At 30.4% G+C, this 23,774-nt stretch carries 20 protein-coding genes; 15 read left to right on the forward strand and 5 right to left on the reverse strand.

Going from position 1 to position 23,774, the window contains the following annotated elements; all coding sequences use genetic code 11:
- Window positions 1-115: 115 nt before the first annotated feature.
- From HYG85_RS21240 to HYG85_RS21255, 4 genes are all read left to right on the forward strand, one after another.
- A complete protein-coding gene (locus HYG85_RS21240; RefSeq protein ID WP_212691351.1) occupies window positions 116-1,294 on the forward strand; it encodes an ROK family transcriptional regulator in 1,179 nt (392 codons plus the stop codon).
- 35 nt (window positions 1,295-1,329) lie between these two features.
- The gene (gene xylB, locus HYG85_RS21245; RefSeq protein ID WP_330619179.1) at window positions 1,330-2,814 is read left to right on the forward strand and encodes a xylulokinase; all 1,485 of its coding nucleotides are present in this window, start codon (window positions 1,330-1,332) and stop codon (window positions 2,812-2,814) included.
- A gap of 549 nt (window positions 2,815-3,363) precedes the next feature.
- Window positions 3,364-4,170, forward strand: a complete 807-nt coding sequence (locus HYG85_RS21250) for a rhomboid family intramembrane serine protease (protein WP_212691352.1) — start codon at window positions 3,364-3,366, stop codon at window positions 4,168-4,170.
- Between the two features lie 308 nt (window positions 4,171-4,478).
- The gene (locus HYG85_RS21255; protein WP_212691353.1) at window positions 4,479-7,154 is read left to right on the forward strand and encodes a discoidin domain-containing protein; all 2,676 of its coding nucleotides are present in this window, start codon (window positions 4,479-4,481) and stop codon (window positions 7,152-7,154) included.
- 82 nt (window positions 7,155-7,236) lie between these two features.
- Here HYG85_RS21255 and HYG85_RS21260 read toward each other — a convergent pair whose 3' ends face one another.
- Window positions 7,237-7,431, reverse strand: coding sequence for a hypothetical protein (locus HYG85_RS21260; RefSeq protein ID WP_212691354.1), 195 nt, complete (start codon window positions 7,429-7,431; stop codon window positions 7,237-7,239).
- Between the two features lie 505 nt (window positions 7,432-7,936).
- On the opposite strand from HYG85_RS21260, the gene HYG85_RS21265 reads away from it, so the two are divergent.
- From HYG85_RS21265 to HYG85_RS21280, 4 genes are all read left to right on the forward strand, one after another.
- The gene (locus HYG85_RS21265; RefSeq protein ID WP_212691355.1) at window positions 7,937-9,163 is read left to right on the forward strand and encodes a glycosyltransferase family 2 protein; all 1,227 of its coding nucleotides are present in this window, start codon (window positions 7,937-7,939) and stop codon (window positions 9,161-9,163) included.
- 43 nt (window positions 9,164-9,206) lie between these two features.
- Window positions 9,207-10,292: an acyltransferase gene (locus HYG85_RS21270; RefSeq protein WP_212691356.1), complete on the forward strand. Its 1,086-nt coding sequence runs from the start codon at window positions 9,207-9,209 to the stop codon at window positions 10,290-10,292.
- Window positions 10,293-11,002: 710 nt separating this feature from the next.
- Window positions 11,003-12,943 (forward strand): endonuclease MutS2, encoded by a 1,941-nt coding sequence (locus HYG85_RS21275; RefSeq protein ID WP_212691357.1) that lies wholly within the window; start codon window positions 11,003-11,005, stop codon window positions 12,941-12,943.
- A 25-nt stretch (window positions 12,944-12,968) separates the two neighbouring features.
- Window positions 12,969-13,328 (forward strand): MmcQ/YjbR family DNA-binding protein, encoded by a 360-nt coding sequence (locus tag HYG85_RS21280; protein ID WP_202975256.1) that lies wholly within the window; start codon window positions 12,969-12,971, stop codon window positions 13,326-13,328.
- Between the two features lie 24 nt (window positions 13,329-13,352).
- On the opposite strand, the gene HYG85_RS21285 is transcribed toward HYG85_RS21280, so the two are convergent.
- Together HYG85_RS21285 and HYG85_RS21290 are read right to left on the reverse strand one after the other, a co-directional pair.
- Entirely contained in the window at window positions 13,353-13,664 is a 312-nt protein-coding gene (locus HYG85_RS21285) for a hypothetical protein (RefSeq protein ID WP_212691358.1), read from the reverse strand.
- A 162-nt stretch (window positions 13,665-13,826) separates the two neighbouring features.
- On the reverse strand, window positions 13,827-14,222 hold the full coding sequence (locus HYG85_RS21290; RefSeq protein WP_212691359.1) for a hypothetical protein: 396 nt from the start codon (window positions 14,220-14,222) through the stop codon (window positions 13,827-13,829).
- Window positions 14,223-14,397: 175 nt separating this feature from the next.
- On the opposite strand from HYG85_RS21290, the gene HYG85_RS21295 reads away from it, so the two are divergent.
- Genes HYG85_RS21295 through HYG85_RS21305 form a run of 3 tightly spaced genes read left to right on the forward strand, consistent with a single transcriptional unit; the run spans window position 14,398 to window position 18,489 of the window.
- Complete coding sequence (locus tag HYG85_RS21295; protein ID WP_212691360.1) at window positions 14,398-15,615, forward strand: mechanosensitive ion channel family protein; 1,218 nt, start codon at window positions 14,398-14,400, stop codon at window positions 15,613-15,615.
- 21 nt (window positions 15,616-15,636) lie between these two features.
- The gene (locus tag HYG85_RS21300; protein ID WP_212691361.1) at window positions 15,637-16,314 is read left to right on the forward strand and encodes a uracil-DNA glycosylase; all 678 of its coding nucleotides are present in this window, start codon (window positions 15,637-15,639) and stop codon (window positions 16,312-16,314) included.
- A gap of 18 nt (window positions 16,315-16,332) precedes the next feature.
- Entirely contained in the window at window positions 16,333-18,489 is a 2,157-nt protein-coding gene (locus tag HYG85_RS21305; protein WP_212691362.1) for a DNA topoisomerase III, read from the forward strand.
- A gap of 66 nt (window positions 18,490-18,555) precedes the next feature.
- On the opposite strand, the gene HYG85_RS21310 is transcribed toward HYG85_RS21305, so the two are convergent.
- Together HYG85_RS21310 and HYG85_RS21315 are read right to left on the reverse strand one after the other, a co-directional pair.
- Window positions 18,556-18,810: a spore coat protein gene (locus tag HYG85_RS21310; RefSeq protein WP_113675372.1), complete on the reverse strand. Its 255-nt coding sequence runs from the start codon at window positions 18,808-18,810 to the stop codon at window positions 18,556-18,558.
- 16 nt (window positions 18,811-18,826) lie between these two features.
- Window positions 18,827-19,006 (reverse strand): hypothetical protein, encoded by a 180-nt coding sequence (locus HYG85_RS21315; RefSeq protein ID WP_113675371.1) that lies wholly within the window; start codon window positions 19,004-19,006, stop codon window positions 18,827-18,829.
- A 146-nt stretch (window positions 19,007-19,152) separates the two neighbouring features.
- Between HYG85_RS21315 and HYG85_RS21320 the strand changes: the two genes are divergently transcribed.
- From HYG85_RS21320 to HYG85_RS21335, 4 genes are all read left to right on the forward strand, one after another.
- A complete protein-coding gene (locus HYG85_RS21320) occupies window positions 19,153-19,311 on the forward strand; it encodes a hypothetical protein (RefSeq protein ID WP_193774729.1) in 159 nt (52 codons plus the stop codon).
- A gap of 130 nt (window positions 19,312-19,441) precedes the next feature.
- Complete coding sequence (rpsA, locus tag HYG85_RS21325) at window positions 19,442-20,701, forward strand: 30S ribosomal protein S1 (protein ID WP_242986529.1); 1,260 nt, start codon at window positions 19,442-19,444, stop codon at window positions 20,699-20,701.
- 271 nt (window positions 20,702-20,972) lie between these two features.
- Window positions 20,973-22,550 carry a zinc ribbon domain-containing protein gene (locus tag HYG85_RS21330; RefSeq protein ID WP_212691363.1) on the forward strand — a complete coding sequence of 526 codons (1,578 nt, stop codon included), beginning with the start codon at window positions 20,973-20,975 and terminating at the stop codon, window positions 22,548-22,550.
- A gap of 1 nt (window position 22,551) precedes the next feature.
- The gene (locus tag HYG85_RS21335) at window positions 22,552-23,763 is read left to right on the forward strand and encodes an ABC transporter permease (protein ID WP_212691364.1); all 1,212 of its coding nucleotides are present in this window, start codon (window positions 22,552-22,554) and stop codon (window positions 23,761-23,763) included.
- The last annotated feature ends 11 nt before the right edge of the window (window positions 23,764-23,774 follow it).

The raw sequence follows: 23,774 nt of genomic DNA on the forward strand, positions 1-23,774 counted from the left end.
GACTATATTCACTACAGGATAATAAATGTTAATTATACTATTTTGTAGGGATAGTCATACTTAACTGTTTTTATTAATCATAGCATACAATAAAGATAACAAAGATGGTGATTATATGATATTGCTTAATACAATAAATCAACAAATAATTAAAGAAACCAATAGAGCTAGAATACTGAAATTGATAAGAGAGAAAAAAGAGATAACAATCAAGGATATTGCAAAAGAATTAGGTACAAGTATTCCTACAGTAATCTCTAAAGTCAATGAGTTAATAGAGATAGGTATAATCAAGGAAGGCGGCGTAGCTGAATCTTCAGGAGGCAGGAAACCAGTTCTAATAAGATTTGTACCTGAATCCAGATTAAGTTTTGGAATAAACATATCTCCTAAGAGAATCAGTATAGCCTTAATGAATCTTGATGCAAAGATTTTAGTTGAAAAATCGACAGAATATAATGCTTCTTGCTCATTTGACAAGATTTTATCAATAACAAAGGAAATTATTGAATCCATAATTATAGAAAATAAAATTGATAGAAATAAAATATTAGGTATTGGATTCTCTTTACCTGGAATAGTAGATGAAGAAAATCTGATTTTAGAAAATGCACCAAATATAAATGTAAAAGGATTTGACTTTGGACCCTATGAGAAGTTTTTTGGGTTCCCCATATATATAGAAAATGAAGCTAATGTTGCCGCTATAGGTGAATCGGAGCTAGGTATATCATCACATTATAACAATATGGTTTTCGTATCAATCACAGAAGGTATCGGTACAGGAATAATCATTCAGAACACACTATATAAAAGTACAAACAAAAGAGCTGGAGAATTTGGACATATGAGAATCACTGATGACCATATAAAGTGTAACTGTGGTCGTACTGGCTGTTGGGAAATGTATGCTTCAGAAACAGCTTTATTAAAAAAATATAATGATAAAGCAACTACAAAAGTTAGTACAGTAAGTCAGCTCATATCAAGAATCGAAGAAAAAGACCCTATAGCATGTGAAGTCTTTAATGATTACATCAGATATTTGGCTGTGGGTATAGAAAATATTATACTTACTCTGTCTCCAGAAAAGATAATCATAGGAGGAAAAATAAGCAAGTATCATAATTTATATGAAAAGAACTTGGTAGAGTATATTAATAGAGAAAGTATACTATATACAATTGAAGAATCTATAATTGGTTATTCATTATTAAAGGGACGTGCATCAATACTTGGAGCTGGTTTATTGCCAGTCTATCAATTAATCAGGACAGGAGCTACAACGTTATAAATAAGATTATCAAAACAACAGAGGAGTGATTTATAATGTTTTTAGGCATAGACCTTGGTACATCTTCGGTTAAACTTATCGCTGTTGATGAAAATGGGCATATATTAGGCGAAAGCGTAAGGGATTATCCTATATATTATCCCCAATTAAACTATGCAGAACAAAATCCAAAAGATTGGTGGTCTGCTACAAAAGAAGCACTGAAAGAAATTGTTGATAAGATAGATGTTGAAGTAGATGAAATAGAGTCCATAGGTCTTAGCGGACAAATGCATGGGCTTGTTATATTAGATGAAAATGATAATGTTCTCAGACCAGCACTATTATGGTGTGACCAAAGAACACAAAAAGAATGTGACGAGATAACCGAACACTTTGGAAAAGATAAATTAAGAGACTTGACAGCTAACAAAGCCTTAACAGGATTTACAGCCCCTAAAATCCTATGGGTCAAGAAAAATGAACCTGAAATATTCAATAAAATAAATAAGATCATGTTACCAAAAGATTATATAAATTATAAACTTACAGGAAATTTCTCAACTGATGTCTCTGATGCATCAGGTATGCTACTAGTAGACGTAAAAAATCGAACATGGTCAAAAGAAGTTCTTGATTTCTTAAGTATCAAGGAAGAAATGCTCCCAAAACTATACGAATCATCTAATAGCGTAGGTAATTTAAAAGACGACCTAAAAAAAGAAATAGGTATCACTTCAGATATAGTCGTAGCCGCTGGTGCTGGTGACCAAGCAGCAGGAGCAGTAGGGACTGGAGTTGTAGAAGAAGGTACAATCTCAGTGGCATTAGGTACCTCAGGAGTTGTTTTTGCAGCCCACGATAAGTTTGCTGTTGACGATGAAGCTAGAGTACATTCATTTTGTCACGCCAATAACAAATATCACAGCATGGGAGTTATGCTTTCAGCAGCTTCATGCCTAAAATGGTGGGTAGAAGAAGTTAACAAAAATATATCCTTTGACGAATTATTAAAAGAAGCCACCAAAATAGAACCAGGAAGCAATGGACTTATATTTCTACCATATCTAATGGGAGAAAGAACCCCTTATCCTGACCCAGACGCAAGAGGATGCTTTGTCGGTCTCACCATCACACACACAAGAGCGCATATGACAAGAGCTATCCTAGAAGGTGTATCCTTCGGACTAAGAGATTCCCTTGAAATACTTAAAGAACTAGGTGTACCAATTAAAGAAGTCCGAGTATCAGGTGGCGGAGCCAAAAGTGATCTATGGCGACAAATACTAGCCGATATCTTTGATTGCAACATCAATACCATTAACACCAATCAAGGACCTGCCTTAGGAGGTGCTATACTAGGATGTGTAGCAACAGGCAAATACGATACTGTTGAACAAGTATGCAACAAATTAATTAAAGTCACCAATACAATAAAACCTATAAAAGAAAATGTAAAACAGTACAACAAAACATATGAAGTCTACCATGAACTGTACAGTACCCTAAAAAATACTTTTAGTAAAATAAGCAAAATATAATCTTTAGGAGTTACTGTTTAAGCTCTAGGATACCTGTTAGCTAATTATCTAACAGGTATCCTAGAGCTTTATATTGTTTTTTTTCAATTGTGTATTTATCTCTAATGAAAATGATAACAAGTGATAGCCATCAGTTATATAATAAAGAAGAAAAAGTGTTTTGTAATTACATTGACGGATACTTAAAGCAAAATAGTATATGTATATGTGGAGTAGTGAGGCAGGACGCCGAACCCAGCTTTTAATCTGACAGCCCTACTGGACTGTCAGAAATAATGATGGACTCGATGTCCATTATTATTTATTGAGATCAGGACGAGCAAGTAGCTGGCGAAACATATACATATACTATTTTGCAATAACCAAGTCAGAACAAAAAACTTCTTCTGACTCACTTGCACTAATATCTCTTACATCCAATTTTTTATTTGACTTCCCATTAACAAAGGAGTAAAATTACTATAATTATGTAATTTATCATATTACATTAAATACATAATAAATTACATATATATTGACTAAAATATAAATAAGGCAAGGAGGTATTCAATGAAATTTCTAAATAGATTAGAAAGAAAACTAGGTAGATTTGCAATAAGAAATCTAATGTTATATATAGTATTATGTAACGCTTTTGTATATATCTTTATGAATTTTGCTCCCATGCAAACAACAATAAACTTAGCACTAATACCACAACTAATAAAACAAGGTGAAATATGGAGACTAGTTACTTTTGTATTCTTTCCACCTACCACCAGTATGTTCTTCTTAGTATTCGTATTATACTTTTACTATATGATTGGCAGTACTCTAGAGCATGAATGGGGAAGCTTCAAGTTCAATATCTATTATTTATTAGGAGTCATAGGAGCTATAGTAGGAGCATTCATAACAGATACACCAGTATTCAGTTCCTTCTATATTAATTTATCATTGTTCTTGGCATTTGCTAGACTATATCCAGACTACCAAGTATTATTATTCTTTATTATACCAGTAAAGATAAAATGGTTGGCATGGTTGGACTGGGCATATTTTGCTTATATAATACTAATGGGTGATTCTTCAGCCAGATTAGCAGCTATAATGGCACTAATTAATTTCTTTATATTCTTTGGAAAAGAAATAATTACTGGAACAAGAAATACCACAACCAGTTATTATAGAAAAAAACAATATAATGCAGGATTAAATAGTAATAAAAAAGCGTATGTTCATAAATGTACTGTTTGTGGAAGAACTGAACTAGATGACAAAAACTTAGAATTCAGATATTGTTCAAAATGCCATGGCTATCATGAATATTGCATGGACCACCTTCATGATCATGAGCATATCAAAGAAGATAATTAATTTAAAATAATATATATAATTAAAATAATATAAAGATAAAATATATAGAATAAAAATATCCAATTAAATCTTGGAGTTTTTATTCTTTTTTTGTCTGTTTCTATTAATTTACTTTCTTAATGTAATATATTTCCTTATTTAACTAAATATAATATTGTTTGATGTTTGTATACTTGTGTAATAAGTTGGTTTTATGGTATATTATAAGTGAATATGTGTAATATTATACTTGTATTAACATATTTTATTAAAAAAGAGTTGTATTTGTTTGGTGTTTACAATTCTTAAGATAAAAAGGAGGAGCACATATGTTAAAAAAAGTATTCAGTAAATCATTTGCTACAATTTTAATTGCTGCCATGATGGCAACTATGGTATTTAATCCTATTAAATCTACAGCACAGGGTATACCATCAATTACGGTATCTAAGACTAATGTTACACTAAACAGTTCGCTAGAAGTTACAATAGAAAATGGAAGCCTTAGAGATGATGCTTGGGTTGGATTATATGAGATTGATGTAACACCAGACGGTGACCCAACATCAATTTGGTGGAAGTATTTGTCAGAGGTAGGCGTTAATAATGGTAATGGAACATTTACATTAGATTTATCCAGTATCGGCAGTGACAGGTTCAGACCTTCTGCTAGATATAAACTTGTTCTATTCAATGATGATATAGGAGGATATCCTATAGATGCAAGTGTTAATATCACCCTAGTAGACGATATCAGAGATGGTGTTGGCGATTTAGAAGTACTAGTAGTGAGTGACGTACATATTGGAGATTCAATAGCGAAAGAAAAATTCAAGAAAGTATTAACTAGATCAGAGGAACTATTGACCAATATGGATGGAATACTTATAGCTGGTGACTTTACAGATGCTGGACATAGTAGTGAATACGATAATTTTATGGAAGTTTATAATCAGTATGCTCCTCAAGATGCATTAAGATTATGGGTGATGGGTAATCATGATTATTGGAATGGATTATTACCTGTTCATGCACAAGATAGATTTGAAAGTAAGACAGGTGAAAAAATACATTCTCATAAAATATTAGAAGGATATCATTTTATACAAGTAAGTACAGAAGGAAGAGAAACACATGGAAAATTCACCGATTCATTGAAAGTATGGCTAAGAGAACAACTAGAAATGTCTGTTGCTGATGATCCATTAAAACCTATTTTTGTCACAGTACATCAGCATATTTCTAATACTGTATACGGAAGCCATGAATGGGGAAATCCTGCATTATATGATGTATTGGACGATTATCCACAGGTAATAACTTTTTCAGGTCATTCCCATTATGCAATAGATGATGAAAGATCAATTCATCAAAGAGATTTTACTTCAATAGGTACAGCTTCTACAAACTATATGGAATTAGAAAGAGGAAAAATACAAGGGAGTGTACCACCTGGGGGTAAAGAGTTCAGTGAGGGATTATTGATGAATGTTGATAAAACCACTAATAAGGTAACTTTAAAACGTATGGATTTCTATAATGACAGAGTAATAAAAGATGATTGGGTAATTGAAGATCCATCAGATAAAACAAAATACATATACACAGACAATCGTGCAGATAGTAGTGAAAATCCATACTTTGAAGATATAGCTCAACTTGAACTCAATTATATACAGCCAGATACTGTAAGAATTACATTTGACCAAGCCAAAGATGAAGATATGGTCCATTCTTATAAAATTCAGGCAGTGAATAAAGCAAATGGCAACATTGAGAAAGAGGTTCTAGCTTTTTCAGAGTTCTATAATTATCCTATGCCAGATAAACTATCATTTGATATAGATGGATTATCCAGCAATGTGGAGCATGAAATCATAGTTACAGCATTAGATTCATTTGGCAAAGAGAGTTTAGAGCCATTAAAAGGGATTGCAGTAAGACCCACTTTAACTCTATCACAAAGTGCAGTAAATATTAATGGAACAATAGAAGTTACATTGAATAATGGAAGAAAAACTCCAGGTAATGAAGACTGGATAGGATTATATGAAGAAAATGAAACACCAGATGGTGACCCAAGTTCAATATGGTGGAGAACATTACCTCAATTAGGCATCACAAGTGATAATGGTACATTCACCTTTGACCCAGCAAATATTCCATCTGATAAAAGAAGTAGATATCATAGTGGACAAAGATACAAATTTATTTTTGCATACGATGACACATATGATATTCAAGCAAGTAGCGGTTTTGATATAACTCCTGCTACCCTAATCCTTTCAAAAGATACATTTGCACTTGATGAAACAATTGATATAACAATTACTGAGAGCAATGATCCAACACATACAGATGATTGGATAGGATTATACGAAGAGGGTGAGACTCCAGATGGTAACCCAGTGTCAATTTGGTGGGCAAAATTACCTGACTTAGGAATTACAGATGGAGAAGGAACAATTACTTTTGACCCAAAAGATATCATTGTTGATAATAAAGACAGATATAGAGCAAATAGACGATATAAGTTCATTTTAGCATATGACGATACATATAGAATTGAAGCAAGTGATTATTTTACTACTTCAGACCCTATACAACAAAATTTGGCTCTTGGTAAACACTGCAGTGCTAGTAGTGAACAAAATATCTTCCATAAAAATTATCCTTGTAAAGCCAATGATGGAAATATGTCTACTAGATGGTGTGCTAGCAATGGTGATAATAATCATTGGTGGAAAGTAGATCTGGGAGATAATTATAATATTGCTAAGACACAAGTTGTATGGGAATATGGCGGAGTAGTATATAAATATAAAATAGATGTCTCTACTAATGACAGTGATTGGGTCAATGTAGTAGATAAAACCAACAATACTTCAAATATCCAAATACAGGAAGATAATTTTACAGCAAATGCAAGATACGTTAGAATAACTATTACAGGTTTAGAAGATGATTGTTGGGCTAGTATCAAAGAATTTAAGATTTTTGAGTAATGTAATTAAATAGCTACACAGAAAAATAGTTCTGATAAACAGAACTATTTTTTTTACAGGATGATTCATATAAAATTATTAATTAGTAACAACAATGATGTTTTTTTCTAGGTTTACGTTTTTTGCATATACAATAGCACTTACATATATACTCTTCATATTTTGGTTTACAATGGCAACATTTTTTACCCCAATCATAATCATCATCACAATCGTAATCCCAATCATAATCGTAGTCATAGTCGCAATCATAATCATATTTACTATAACGTTTCATGTCAAACCTCCTTTAGAGCTTGTTCTACTATAATATATGCTTGTACCATTAATATGGTTACACCTTGTCCTAAAAAATATAAATTAATCATTATATAAGAAAAAATATAAGTCAATTTAAAAAAATATAGTGATAAGTTTATATGAAGTATAAAGAAATAATTTTTTATATAATAATAATACATAAAATTAGCATGTATAGGATTGTTAAAATTGTAACATATAACAATAAAAGCATTAAACCTTTAAATTATATAATAATATAAAAAATTGACAAAAAAGTGAAAATGATTATAATTTCTATGTATTAGCTCTATTGCTAATAGCAAATATAAAATATATATTTTTGTTTTGGCTACAGTAATATCAAATAAAAGAATAGAAGAGGTGAGAGGGTGACGATATTTGCCACGATTATATTTTGTATATATGTAATTTTTCAAATATTGTATTTCATTGTTCCCATACAAACTATGTGGAATGATAAAAAATCAAAAGAGGAAAGAATGGAAAACAAAGAACAAGGAATCTCTATATTGATACCTGCATACAATGAGGAACTAGTGATTAAGAATTGCATTGATGCAGTATTTAATTTAGAGTACAGTAATTATGAGACGATTATAATAAACGACGGTTCTTCTGATAATACCTTACAGATTCTACGTACATATCTTGATTTGGAAGTAACCGAAAGAACGAAATCAAATCAATTATCACATAAAATAATTCATAATGTTTTACAATCAAAAAAATATCCAAATATATATGTTATAGATAAAGAAAATGGTGGAAAAGCAGATTCTTTAAACGCTGGAATTGAGTATGCACATAATGAGATTTTAATATCCATTGATGCAGACAGCATGTTAAAAAAAGACTCCCTGAATTATATTAACAATGAATTTGAAGATGAAAGTGTTATAGCAGCAGGTGGTACAGTGCATATTGCTCAAGGAATCAAAAAAGAAAAAGGGAAAATATTACCTAATTTTGGAATTAAGCCTCTTATTAGGTGTCAAGTCCTACAATATCTAGATAGTTTTTTTATAAGAAAAATAACTCAAGCTAAATTTGGATCCATGATAGTTATTGCTGGTGCTTTTGGAGCATTTAGAAAAAGTATTTTACTTGAGATTGATGGATATAGAAGTACAGTAGGGGAAGATATGGATATAACTCTAAAATTACAGAAATATATAAATAAGAGTACAAAAAAACTTCGTTTATTATACATTCCAGAAGCAATTTGTTATACTGAATGCCCTGCTAATCTAAGAGGTCTATATAAACAGAGATTAAGATGGCAAAGAGCCTTTATTGATTGTGTAGTGGAATATTGGGATTTGCTATTCAAGGGTTTTAATAGAATAGTTTCTTATTATTTTTTACTAGATTCATTCATCATAGGGACTTTAACTGCTTTTTCTACTATTTTTATAGCTCTCGATATGGCAATACAGGGAATCAATACTTATATGCTGATCATTCTTTTTATGATAACAACCCTTATTGCTATTTCACAAGATATATTATGCTTAACAGTAAGTGCCCACTATGGTTTTGTATACTCCAAGGTGGATTATGTTAAGATAATATTGTTTTTACCATTTGAGGTTTTGATTTATCGACCATTAGGAATGGTATTTACAATAATTGGTACTATCTCGTATTTCTTCAATGATCATCATTGGGGTAGTGCAGATAGGATTGGAGAATTTTCAATATCATAATTGTGAACTATTTTATAACTATAATTTTAGAGAGGAAGATTATTTGAATAAGCAACAGGTGGAAAATAGAATTCTGTATTTGGATATATTACGTGTTTTAGCTATATTTGCAGTTATTACAATTCATGTAACGGCAATGGATATAATCAAAGTGAAGGATATTGGAAGTTTTGAGTGGTGGGTATCGAATATATTCAATTCAATTTCTAGATGGGGTGTACCAGTATTTTTTATGATGAGTGGAGTTCTATTGCTGAACCCTAAAAACAATGAGAGTACATCAGATTTTCTAAAAAAAAGAATAGGAAAGATAGGTATTCCATTAATCGTATGGTCTATCATATATTCAATTGCCAAACATTATTTTATAGAAATGGACAAGCCTGAAATTATTACATATCCTAAAATATTATTGACTGATATAATTTTTGATAGAGCATATTATCATCTTTGGTTTATATATGTTATTATAACCATTTACTTGATTACTCCCTTTCTGAGAAAGATTATAAAACATTCTAATATCAAAGAAATCAGATACCTGCTAATTTTGTGGTTTATATCAACTATAGGGAGTTATACATATCACAGTATATATACTTGTATCCTACATGAAAGATCTTCTTATATCAGAATATTAGATATACCATTGGTTGGTGGATTTATAGGTTATTTTGTTCTTGGTTACTATCTTAATAAAATTGAGATAACTAAAAAAATAAGGGGAATCATTTATTTTATTGCTGGATTAAGTTTTATACTTATCCCCATACTAATATACTCTACTAGCATAGGAAAAACTAAACTCAACGAACAATTTTACAATCATTTCATGATTACAACTTTTTTCATCACCATAGGAGTGTTTGTTTTCTTTAGATATAAGAACTTTGATAATATAATACCAGTAAATATGAAAAAACTAATTGTTTCAATGAGTAATGCAACATTCGGCATCTACTTAGTGCATATGCTGGTTCTAGGCAATATAGTTAATGATATCATTCCAAAAGAAATAAATACAATCATCAAAGTAATAGCAAGAGTCATACTAACATATATAATCAGCTATTTGATCGTTATGTTAGGAAGATTAAATAAATATTTAAAGAAATATTTATTCCCATAATAATAGATATATTTAAGTTTTTTTAAAAAATATAATTAAATAAAACTGAAATAGCTACTAGTTTACTATATAGAAGAAAAAGTGTTTTGTGATAATTTCTAAGTTACTAGGGGCAAAATAGTATATGTATATGTGGAGTAGTGAGGCAGGACGCCGAACCCAGCTTTTTGCTCAGGACGAGCAAGTAGCTGGCGTAACATATACATATACTATTTTGCAAACGCCAAGTCAGAACAAAATATTTTTTCTGACTTACCTGAATATATTTAAAGAAAACTCCTAAAAATAATTATCCATTGACAAAGACTAGATTATCTAGTAATATGAAATTAGATAATTTAAGTATATGAATGTGAGAGGTACGTTTATGGCGAAGGTGTTCTTTAACTAATCTAATTTAATAGCGGCATGATAAAATTATAATAATCTTACTTTTTGGTAGAATTATTATGCTTTTTTGATATGCCTTAGTAAGTATTGATTATACCTATATGATAGGTTTAATAATTGTACTTATTATTAGATTTTTTAATAGAACATTTATATACTGTAATTATCATATTTATATACGTTTCATATATAAAATATTTGTGTAATTATGGCTGAAAATGATTATGTTCATTTTCAGCTTTTTTAATTTAAAAATAAATAATTTTATGGAACTTGAAATCAATAATAAACTTTAACATAGACAAATGGAGGTAATACCGTTGAATATAAAAGCTTTAGAGCTATTAGAATATAATAAAATAAAAGAAAATGTAAGAGAGTTAGCAGTATCAGAATTAGGTAAGAAGTTGATTGATGAATTAAACCCCAGCGATGATATAGACAGGGTTAAGAATCAATTGATTGAAACAACAGAAGCAAGAAGTATCATGGATAAAAGTTCAGCAGTACCTATTCAGAATCTTGTAGGTATTGAAAATGTCATAGAAAAGTTGGGAAAAGGAACGGCTCTCAATCCAGAGGATTTACAAAGTATCTTAGGATTGCTTCGTAGTACCAAAAAGTTGAAAAGATTCATGGAAGAAAGGAAGTATATTGCACCTACAATAAGTAATTATGCTTTTTCCATGTTTGAACTAAGTGACGTCATTGAAGAAATAGATAGATGTATAGATAATGGTCGTGTCGTAGATAAAGCCAGTACTCAACTAGAAAAAATAAGGAAAAAAATATATATTGCAGAAAATAGAGTGAAGGTGAAATTGGATGATATAATAAAATCCCCTGCTCATAGAAAATATCTACAGGAAAATATAGTTAGCATTAAAAACGGAAGACATGTCATAGCTGTAAAAAGTGAATATAGAAATAATATAGCTGGTAGTGTAATTGATAAATCCTCTACAGGTTCCACATTATTTATAGAACCCCAGGCGGTAAGAAAATTACAAAGTGAACTGGATCTACTGAAAATAGATGAGGAAAAGGAAGAATATCAGATTCTAATATACTTGACTTATATGGTTGAATCTTATAGCAGAGAATTAAACATTAGTATAGAAACCATGGCTTACTATGATTATGTATTTGCAAAAGGCAAGTACAGTAAAAGTATCAATGGGAGAAGTGCTAATGTGAATTTTGATGGTTATATCAAGATTAATGGTGGTAAACATCCAATGCTTGGAAATGATGTAGTTCCACTAGATTTTGAAGTAGGCAATGACTATAGTGCATTAGTGATAACAGGACCTAACACGGGAGGTAAGACAGTAGCACTTAAGACTATAGGATTATTTACAGCAATGATACAATCTGGATTACATGTTCCAGTCCAAGAGGGAAGCGAATTCTCAATATATAGTGATATATTAGTTGATATTGGTGATGGTCAGAGTATAGAACAGTCTCTTAGTACCTTTTCGGCACATGTTAAGAATATAATAGAGATAATGAAGGCTGCCACTAAATACACATTAATAATACTAGATGAGTTAGGTGCAGGAACAGACCCGGCTGAAGGAGAAGGGTTAGCAGTATCTGTACTAGAGGAACTATATGATAGAGGATCAACAATTATAGCTACATCCCACTATAGCAAAGTTAAAACATTTGCAACAGAACATGAAGGATTCAACAATGGAAGAATGACATTTGATATAGCAACATTAAAACCTATGTACAAATTAGTGATAGGAGAAGCTGGAGAAAGTAATGCTTTTATAATAGCCCTTAGACTAGGTATGAAAACAGATGTTATTGAAAGAGCACATAAAATAACTTATAATGAAGAAAAGAATTACAAATCATTACTATCCAATGAACAAACCAACAAGGAAAAATTAAAAGTAAACTACTATACAAAAGCAAAACGTCCAAAATCCTTAGATAGACAAAAACTGACTGAGGAGAATAAGAAATCTATAGTAGAATATAATATTGGAGATGTAGTCTATGTCCATACTGTTAAACAAAAAGGAGTAGTCTATGAGAAGGTAAATAAAAAAGGCGAAGTCGGAGTGATGGTAAGGAATAAAAAGATGTTGGTTCAGATTAAAAGGTTATCACCATTCTTAGATAGTAAAGATCTATATCCAGAAGATTATGATATGGATATCATATTTGAAACAAAAGAAAATAGGAAGAAAAAGAAGACTATGAATAGGAAATATGTAAAAGATATGGTAAGAGAAATCGAGTAAAAGAAAAACGATATGGAGGAATAATATGTTGACACGTGATGAAGTGAAAAAATATATACTAAGTAAACCAGGTGCTTATGAAGATTATCCTTTCGGGGACGATGTACCAGTATTTAAGGTATGCAACAAGATGTTTGGTCTTTTCAACAGTGGTAATGATGAGCTTAGGGTTAACTTGAAAAGTGACCCTAGCGAGGCTCTTTACCTTAGAGATAATTTTGAAGCTATCATACCAGGGTATCATATGAATAAAAAACATTGGAATACGGTTATTATAGATGGTAGTTTACCTGATTCTATGATTACAGAATTGATTGATAAATCATATATGCTTGTCTATAGTAAACTTAAGAAAAGTGAGAGAGAAATTTTAGATAAAAAATGAATATATGGGGTAAGGATACGTTGATTATACTGGATAATGAATTATTGCTGCTATTTTGGAAATGGGAATATCGGCAATAGAGCCAGGTTTATACAAACAAGGGGGAGAGTTATTAAAGGTTCTATTGAAATTAATCATATTTTTTGGTGATTCGTCATGCTTTTTTATTACCCCTAGCGTTAGGATTAATGTAACGTAATCTTCATGGATTGCTGCAAGTGTTCCGGTAAAATCAACGCTATTATCATTACACCCAACAGTGTGAATCGTAACTGTCTTATAAAGGAACTTTTTCAAGTTATCTGAGAATATATTATCAACCATATTAATCACCATATTGTACTCTATAGTTTAACTATAGAGAGAAGAAATCTATGTGATTAATTATATTAGAATGTTAGTATAATTATTACTGATAGAGAGTTGTATACTCATATATATTTATAATAAATATTATTATATGAAGAAAGCAGGGATTCCCCTGCTTTTTTTCTATTACTATTGAACTGCGTTTTGTACGAAAGATGCAATCTTGTCACAAGGTATTAAAGTAACAGATCCTAAATTATTGTAGCAACCATATCCACTGTAACCAAAACCACAGCAACCGCCACCACTGCCATAACCGCTTCCGCCGCCGCAACCGCAACCGCAGCCACTAAGATTAGTTTTACAAGTGTTGCAACCTTGACCACAACATGCAGCACATGGTCCTTGAATTGGATAAGTAGGAGCTCCACCTGGGCAAGTTAATAACTTAATAAAGCACTCTGTACAAGCAAGAACTATACCAGTAAAACCACAACCTGATGCGCCTCCACTTGTTGTAAAAATAGTAACTGTTTGACCTATTAATCTACCAAGATCATGATGGAAACCATAACCGTCAGCCATTTATTCTAACCTCCTTTTATTATCTTGTCCTAGTATATAGTATGTCTAGGTGTCCTAATGTGTGAAAAATAAAATAGAAAAATTTTTATTTATATGCTATAATTTTTATGCTATAGAAAAACGGCATGATTATGATTGTTATGATAATCCGATTAAGTTAGAGAGGTAAATAAGAATGGTAAACCGTATTGGTATGTTGTTAGAGAGATATGATATATATAATCGATGGGTAAGCGTTGCTATATCTATAATTATAATTTTATTGATTTGTATTATAGTCCAGAAAATAACCAAATATATTATACTTAATATCATCCAGAAAATAGTTAATAAAACAGATAATGTCTTTGATGAAATATTATATGAGAAAAAAGTATTTCATAATATATCACATATAGCTCCAGCAATTATAATATACATATTCTCTAATTCATTTGAATCAAGGGAGATAATACAGAGTATTGTATATGCATATATCCTGCTTATACTTACTTTAACTTTATTTAAGATATTAGATTCAATACAACAAATATATAGAACTAAAGAGTTTTCTAAGAGTAGACCAATCAAAGGAATCATACAAGTTATAAAAATTATAATATGTGTATTTGCTGTGGTATTCATTGTTGCAATATTCACAAGTGATTCTGCAGCTTGGGCTATGTTAAGTGGGCTTGGAGGAATGTCGGCAATCATTATTCTAATATTCAGAGATTCCATATTAGGTCTTGTCGCAGGGATTCAATTATCAACTAATAACTTATTAAAAATCGGTGATTGGATAGAAATGCAGCAATTTGGTGCAGATGGTGAAGTAGTTGATATATCATTAACTAATATAACTGTGGAAAATTGGGATAAAACCTTAGTCAACGTTCCTGCTTATAAATTTATAGATGAATCATTCAAGAATTGGAGAGGAATGACAGACGCTGGTGGAAGAAGAATTAAAAGAGCAATACATATAGACATTAACACTATTAGATTTCTTGATGATAAGCTATATGACCATTTAATGGAAGTAGACATGTTAAAAGATTATTTGACTAGCAAACAATGTGATATTAATGCTTATAATAAGAGTTGTAACATGGTCAACAATGTTAATGGTAGGAAGCTTACTAATATTGGTTCATTTAGAGCTTACGTAATTGAGTATCTCAAGAGAAATCCCAAAATACATAATGATTTCACCTTACTAGTAAGACAATTGGCTCCTACTGATACAGGATTACCAATAGAAATATATTGCTTCACTAATGATACAGCATGGGCTAACTACGAAGGAATCATGGCAGATATTTTTGACCATCTGTTGGCAATAATTAGTGAGTTTGATTTGAAAGTATATCAAAATCCATCAGGTTCAGATTTTGTGAAATTGGCTAAGTAAAAATAAAGGGGATGGAATTAGATGAAAAAAATATTTGAAAATGATTGGCAAGAACTTTTAAATGATGAATTTGATAAAGAATATTATAAAAAATTACGACATCAGTTGAAGAATGAATATAGTAATTACACTATATATCCTGATATGTACGATATATTTAATGCATTGCATTACACATCCTATGAAAATGTGAAAGTTGTTATATTAGGTCAAGATCCTTATCATGGACCTAATCAAGCACATGGGTTGAGTTTTTCAGTGAAAAAAGGTGTGAGGATACCACCCTCCCTAGTAAACATATATAAAGAATTGAATAATGATTTGGACTGTAAAATACCAAGTCATGGTAATCTTACTAAGTGGGCTAAGCAAGGTATACTATTACTGAATGCATCATTGACAGTAAGAGCTTCCAAGCCTTCTTCTCACAGTAAAATAGGATGGCAGATTTTTACTGATAAAATAATATCTCTGCTAAATCAACGAGAGGAACCTGTTGTTTTCATTTTATGGGGGAACTATGCAATTTCCAAGGAAAAACTTATTACCAATGATAGACATTATATTATAAAATCTGTTCATCCAAGTCCATTATCAGCAAGCAGGGGCTTTTTTGGCAGTAAACCATTTTCTAAGGCAAATGAGTTTTTGAAAAGTATTAATAAAGAAGAAATAGACTGGCAAATAGATGAGATATAAAAAAAGGATGGATAAAAAATGGGTAAAACGTTAGTATTAGCTGAGAAACCTTCTGTTGGTAGAGAAATAGGAAGGGTTCTTTCATGTAAAAGAAAATCAGATGGAGCATTATATGGAGATAAATATGTGGTGACTTGGGCACTTGGACATTTAGTTACTTTGGCAAATCCAGAAAGTTACCATGAAAGATACAAGAGTTGGAATATGAATGACTTGCCCATGCTTCCAGAAAAGATGAAATTAGTGGTCATCAAGAAAACTTCCAGACAGTTCAATGTAGTTAAGAATCTCATGAACAGCAAAGATATAACGGAAATCGTAATTGCAACTGATGCTGGAAGAGAAGGTGAACTTGTAGCAAGATGGATTATAGAGAAAGCAAGAGTTAAAAAGCCTATAAAAAGATTATGGATTTCATCACAAACAGATAAAGCAATAAAAGATGGATTTAAAAACTTGAAAGACGGAAAGGCATACTGGAATCTATATAGGTCAGCATTTGCAAGGTCAAAAGCAGATTGGTACGTTGGACTTAACTTGACTAGAGCATTAACCTGCAAACATAATGTGCAGTTATCAGCTGGTAGAGTTCAGACACCAACTCTTAACATGATTGTTCAAAGAGAAGAAGAAATTAATAAATTTGTTCCAGCAAAATTCTGGGAAATAAAGTGTTCAGCAAAAAATGTTGAATTTAACCTATTGGGTAAGGATGGTAACTCAAGAATATTCAACAAAGAAAAAAGAGATAGCTTATTGGATAAGTTGAAAAATGAAGATGGTGTTGTAAAGAGTGTAGAAGAAAAGATTAAGAAAATAAATGCTCCGTATGCTTATGATTTGACAACACTACAAATAGATGCAAATAATAAATATGGTTTTTCTGCTAAGAGAACCTTACAGATAATGCAGCAATTATATGAGCACCATAAAGCGGTTACTTATCCAAGGACTGATTCCAAGTATATATCCAAAGATATAGTGCCTACGTTAAAAGAAAGATTGGAAACTATAACATCCAGTTCATATAAAGGCTTTGCGAGAGCACTACTTAGAACGAAATTAAATATTTCAAGTAGATTTGTAGATGATAAAAAAGTAACTGACCACCATGCTATCATTCCTACAGAACAAACAGTATTTTTAAATGATCTATCCTCAGATGAAAGAAAAATATATGATCTTATTGTAAAAAGATTCTTAGAAGTTCTTTCCAAGCCATGTGAATATAAGGAAATAAAAGTAAAACTTAGTGTAAAAGATGAATTATTCAATGTAACATATAAAAATATTATTAATCAAGGATGGAAACAGATAGGCTCTGATAATGAAGATATTAAAAATGAGCAGATAAAATTCAAAAAGGATGATAAAGTAAAGATAGATAAAGTTTTCTATAATGAAGGTTCTACAAAACCACCTTCAAGATATACTGAAGCTTTGTTATTAGCAGACATGGAAAATCCTAAGCGGTTTGTAAAAGAAAGCAAAATGAAAGAAACCTTATCAAGTGTTGGAGGAATAGGCACTGTAGCAACAAGGGCAGATATCATTGAGAAATTATATAATACCTATTATATAGAAAACAAAGACGGTAAAATACATCCTACCTCCAAAGGTAAACAATTGGTTGAATTAGTACCAGAAGATATAAAATCACCTATACTTACGGCAAAATGGGAAATGGAATTGACTGGTATAAGTAAAGGCAACGTAAAAGAAATCAAGTTCACGGAAAATATAAAAAACTATACAAAAGAACTTGTGGAGAAAGTAAAAAAAGATAATGTAACTTTTAAACATGATAATATAACTGGTGAAAAATGCCCGGATTGTGGCAGTAATCTGTTGAAAGTCAATAATAAACAAGGCGAGATGCTAGTCTGTAAAGACAGAGAATGCGGCTACAAGAGAATGCTCAATAGAGCAACTAATGCAAGATGCCCCGAGTGCCATAAGAAAATGATAATGGTTGGTGAGGGAGACAAAAAGATGTTCATATGCAATAATTGCGGTTTCAAAGAAAAGCTGACTTCTTGGAACAAGAAAAAAGAAGGAAAATCCAATCAGATGAATAAAAAACAAGTGAAGAATTATATGAATAAAATGAAAAAAGATGCTGACAAACCATTGAATAATGCTTTTGCAGATTCACTATCAAAATTTAAGTTTTAACACTATGTTAAAAGGGACGTATCATGATTGATTTGATTTCAATCATGATAGTCCCTTTAAAATTTATTACATTGGTTTATTAGAAAATTTTGTTTTAGCTTCTGATATTTTATTTTGTTGTGCTGCTTCAGTCTTATACCATCCCTTAGTAGCCATTTCTTTATACACATTGTCTTGAGTGCAGAATGAATTATTCAATGCGTTTTCAAATTCTTGTCTAACATTAGGGGTAGCAGCTTCTGTAACAGCTGTTGATAATGTAGAGCAGAGTTGTTTTTCTGAAACTAAACAATCATTTAATAAATCTTCGTCTTTACGCATAAAAAAACCTCCTTGGTTAACTATTTAATTGATTATATATACCGTTATAGCAATCCATATGCTTAGTAGCCATTTGATTACATAGATTTTTAAGACTTTCATCTTGTACTTGAGTACTATAATCTCGGTATTTGTCAATCAATACTTTTGTTTGTGTTAGAACATCATTAATGTAAGATAATTCTTTTGTTGTCATAATAACCTCCTATAAAAATTTGATTGTATAATTATTATTATACAAATTTAGTAAAATATTCATCACAATTTTATTTTTAAAAACTAATAATATATTTAAGTTTACATACCATAATAAGTGTAAATAATTAAAGAGGAGGAATTAATATGGCAAAAGCTGGTATGAGAAGACCTGACACAGAAGAACCACATGGAACAGAAAGCAATAGAAAACATAGAGACCCTAAAAATGATATGAGAATTGTACAAGAAATACAAGGAAAAGCTAAGACAGGCAATAAAAAAGCGAAAAACATAATTGATTAGTAATTTGTATACAAAAAACCTTTTCAATATTGGAATTTTAATGTATTATATAATAAGGTATATTTATAAAATAACTTTCGTAGTATTCTTGTGGCTACGAAAGTTAAGTTATTAGAAAGGAGAAGTAAAAATGGACGAAAAATTTACTGAGAAATCTCCAGCAGAAATCGTAGATGCTGTGGATAAAGAAGAAGTAAAAGAAGAAATCAAAGAAACAGAAGTAGAGAACACACCTTCAATGGAAGACTATGCTGAGGAGATTGATAATACTTTTGTTAAACTTACAGAAGGTGATATTGTTGAAGGTAAAGTATTATCTGTAACTGATACAGAAATACTTGTTAACATAGGATATATTTCTGATGGTATTGTACCTGCGCAAGAAATAATACACGATGAAGATGTAAGTCTAAAAGACTTATATAAAGAAAATGACATGATCAAAGCACAAGTCACAGACCTACATGATGGTGAAGGAAATGTACTGCTTTCAATAAAAAAAGCTGAACAAATCATAGTTTGGGATGAATTGAAAGAAGCTTTTGAGAATAAAACTACAGTTAAGGTAATCGCAAAAGAAGCAGTTAAAGGTGGAATCAAGTGTGTTATAAAAGGTATAAGAGCTTTTATGCCTGGTTCTAGATTATCTGTTAATTATGTAGAAGACCTTAATGAGTTTGTAGGTAAAGAACTAGAAGCAAGAGTAATTGATTTAGATGTAGAAAAGAAAAATGTTGTTTTATCAAGAAAAGAACTAGAAAAAGAAGAATTAGAAAAGAAAAAGCATAAATTACTTCAGAGCATTAAGAAAAATGATAGAATGTCTGGTGTAGTTAAGAGAATCACTAATTTTGGAGCTTTCGTTGATATAGGCGGTATCGATGGACTTGTACATATTAACGATTTGTCATGGAAGAGAGTTAAACACCCTTCAGAAGTAGTAAATGTAGGGGACAATGTTGAAGTATATGTACTTGATGTTGATAAGGCAAGAGAAAGAATTTCACTAGGATTAAAAAATGTTAATGATGACCCATGGCTTAATATAAAAGAAAAATATACTGAAGGCAATATCTATGAAGGTACTGTTGTAAGATTATTAAGTTTTGGAGCATTTGTCATGTTAGATGGTGGTATTGAAGGACTAGTTCATATATCAGAAATAGCTGACAAAAGAATAGAAAAACCAGAAGATGTTCTAGAAATAGGCGATAAAGTTACTGTAAAATTACTAGGTATAGATGAGAAAGGCAAAAAAATAAAACTTAGTATAAAAGAAGCTAAAGACGATGTTAATAAAGAAGAATTCAATAAATTTAATGATGACTCAGAGATATCAACTAGTTTAAAAGATGTTTTTAAAGGAATAATGGATAACTTTAAAGAGTAAACTTGATAAGGACATATGTTGAAGAGTTCTATAAATGAAATGTGAAGAACATTCCAAGGTATCATTATAAATACATGGAATGTTCTTTTTATATAAAAAGGAAATAAAATTATATTGAAAATATTCTTGTTTTATGTCATAATTATTTAACGATGACAGTAGTTAAAATTAACATTGCATCTGAAATAGTTTCCTATTTTTATTCATTATTTTAAATATAGCAAATAAAATAAAAGTAATAAGAATATTAATATAAACTGAGGAGGGAATTATGAAGAAATGTCCAAAATGTAATGGTGAATGTTTAGAAGAATCTACGTTTTGTGGTATCTGTGGGTATAAATTTACGGATAATACTGAACCAGAAATAATTAATGAGGAGAATTTATCTATGGAAAATGACGACAAGCAACTTAATCAAACCGACGATAAGACTATACAAGACAGTACTGTAGAAAAATCAGATGTTAATAATGATTTTACTGATAATAACGTAACGGATGATGGCATTTATGAAGTTGTTGAAGAAAGTACAGAAGAAGTTAACGTTATCAAAGAAGACAATAGTGATGATAAAGGGAATAAAGGAAAAGGAAATAAAGTAATTGCTGGAGTAGCTGTTGGACTTATAGTTGCAGTCTTAGCTCTAGCTACAGTATTAATATTTGGAAAAGACTTATTTAGTAAAAAGAGCGAGGAAGAGAAATTAGTAGATGCTTATGAAAAATTATTAAAAGCTAATACTATAGACATGGCATATAACTTTTCTTTTACTGATTTAGATATTCAAGGTATGGACAATAGTGATCCACAAGCAGCACTTGTTGCAAATATGATAAAAGATTTTAGTTTTGATGTAAATACAAAAATGGATAGAAAAGAGCATATTATGGAAGGCGATATTAACATTAATATGCAAAACAATAAACTAATGAATGCTGATTTCTATGTTGATAAAGAATTAGTGGGAATAAATATACCTTTTATATATGATAAGACTTTCTATGTTACATGGGACAGTCTATTCAACAAGATTAAAGATGAAACAGATGTAAGTATTAATTGGAAAGATTATCTAGAGCTATTAGACAAAGAAAATTATCCATCAGCTAAAAAGATTGATGAAAGTAAATATAATAAATTAGCTAGTGAATTTGTTAAAGAAATATTAGGAGATGTAACTAAAGAATCAGTAAGAATCGGTGATCAAAATATTAGTTGTGATAAATATCCATTACAATTGGATTATGCTAAAATAATGGAATTTGGTTTCAAGATAATGGATGAAATGGTAACTGACGAAGATGCCAAAGCATTTATTTATGAAGTTGTTGATAAAGTTTCAGAAAAAATTATTGCAAATGAAGATTATACATATTTTGATATTACTGAAGAAGAATTCAAAAATGGTATTGAAGAATTCAAGAATAATTATGAAGATATGTTAGATGAATTAGACGGTAAATCAATCTTGGAGAAGATGGCAGAAGAAGAAGGATTTGATATTAATACCTTACCAGATCTAATGGAAGCAGGAATTAACATCAAGGCGGATGTTTTTGTTGATAAAAACAATACCATAAGAAAAGTTGATTTCATCGAAGAAATTAGTGATACTCAGACAAACATGAAAATGGGAGTAAAAATGGAATGTGTAATCAACTCAATAAATAAGAAACTTAAATTTAATGGTATTGACAAATCAGAAGGTGTTAATCCTATTGAACTTGATCAACAACAGATTGAAGAGTTAATTGTTGAAATGCAAAGTACAATAATGGGTAAGGTAATGACTCACCCATTCTTAAGTCAATTAATAGGACAATTCAGTGGAGGTCAAATGTACTAAAATGATAATGACTTTTTGGGGACTATTTAATAAAAATTTCAAAGAGTTGATAAGAGAAAAAAAACGAAATGTTTTATTGTTTGTTCTACCAATAGCTATGTTTGTATTTGTTTTCTTGTTCTTTACCAACAGCCAAGTAGAAAAATCATTTGTTAAACCTATTAGCATAGGTATAATTGATAATGATAAAAGCTTGTACAGTTCAGCTCTTATTGAAGCTTATAAAGGTAATGAGTCATTTACTGACTTTATCAATATAAGCGTTGGAAATAATGAGTTGAAAGAAGCTTTTGAACAAGGAGAATACGATGCATTAGTTGAAGTTCCCAAAGATTTTGCTGATAGTCTGATGAGATTTGAAGAAGACCCAGTACAGGTCAAAATTGCTTATGAGGATCCTATGAAAGCAATTTTGTTTAAAAATGTTATGGAAAGCTATGAAAATTTTATTACTTCTGTTCAAGTAGGAGTAGAAGTACTATATGATAAAATGGAAGAACTGTCTATGACTAATGAGGAGATTTCATTGTATAACAATGAAATCTCCTATGAATTAGTTATGACTTCTGTAGGAAGAAATAGATTCTTTAGATATAGGGGACTAGTCAATATTCCTTCTACCACATCAGTTAATTACTTTTTTATTGCAATAATAATGATGTTCTTAATGTACATGTCTATATTTACAGCTATAGATTTACTTAGAGAAAGAGAGCATATGTGTTTCAAAAGATTAAAAGTAGCTAGGATATCAATTTTTAGATACTTATTAAGTAAATTACTAAGCTCTACTGTTTTTATTTTTATTATTGTAATAGTATGGTTTTTAATGATATCAATCACTACCAATCTAACCATTCATAATAATCTAGGATATATAGTTTTATATATTATAAGCTGCATATTGTTTGCAGTGAGTTTTGCTATGTTTATTTCCAGCTTGTTCAAAAGAGATGAGAATGTCATATTAGTAAGTAATATATATATTTTCATAAATGCCATTATAGGTGGTAGTATAATTCCTATACATTACATGCCTGATGTACTTAGAAAAATAGCTGTGATTACTCCTAATTATTGGATGATTAAGGGAATGTTATATCTAGATAGTGGATATAAACCTATGTATGGCATTATTATTATGAGTGTGTTCATTTTAATGAGTATATTGCTTACATACTTATCTTTTTTAAGATACAAGAATAACAACTAATGTACCAAAAA

This window comes from Vallitalea guaymasensis (assembly GCF_018141425.1).
In the GTDB taxonomy this organism is placed as follows: domain Bacteria; phylum Bacillota; class Clostridia; order Lachnospirales; family Vallitaleaceae; genus Vallitalea; species Vallitalea guaymasensis.